This window comes from Vibrio fluminensis (assembly GCF_015278125.1).
GTDB lineage: Bacteria > Pseudomonadota > Gammaproteobacteria > Enterobacterales > Vibrionaceae > Vibrio > Vibrio fluminensis.
The window spans coordinates 1-425 of record NZ_JADILO010000088.1; the positions used below are offsets into that span (position 1 = coordinate 1).

The 425-nt window shown below is 44.2% G+C and carries 1 protein-coding gene; it reads right to left on the reverse strand.

Translation table 11 applies throughout. The annotated features are described in order from the left end of the window. Positions 1-337, reverse strand: a 337-nt coding sequence (locus IRQ95_RS22025) for an IS66 family transposase (RefSeq protein ID WP_489114241.1), incomplete at its 3' end; no start/stop codon positions are given. Between the last annotated feature and the right edge of the window lie 88 nt (positions 338-425).

Sequence of the window (425 nt, forward strand, 5' to 3'; positions counted from 1 at the left end):
CGTCTAAGTCGAGCTCGATAACCTCACGAGGCAAGGTCTTTGGAAGTGGCTTGCGCTTACCACGTTTCTTCGTCGTAGTGGTTGTCGTGACCTCAACCTCATATTCCTTAGCGGCTTCACATTCCACTTCGTTGAAGAGGTCACCTTGAGATTCATCGTAAGGTTTTAACGCCTCTGATCGCTTAGAGAACTGACGGTCGAAAGCAAGCTTGAGTTGTTCAAGTAGCGACTGGCGCTCTTGCTTCAACTGGTTTTCTGACGCCATCAGCGCTTTCACCATCGCTTGTAGCTTGGCAACATCTTGACTTTCTGGGTTGATATTTGGCGTCTTTTTCATGGCATTTATTATACTAAAATCATGCTGTTAACGCTTGGTGGATAAGGCTTTATTATTGTTTAAGTCATTGTAAAATCGTTTATTCGTA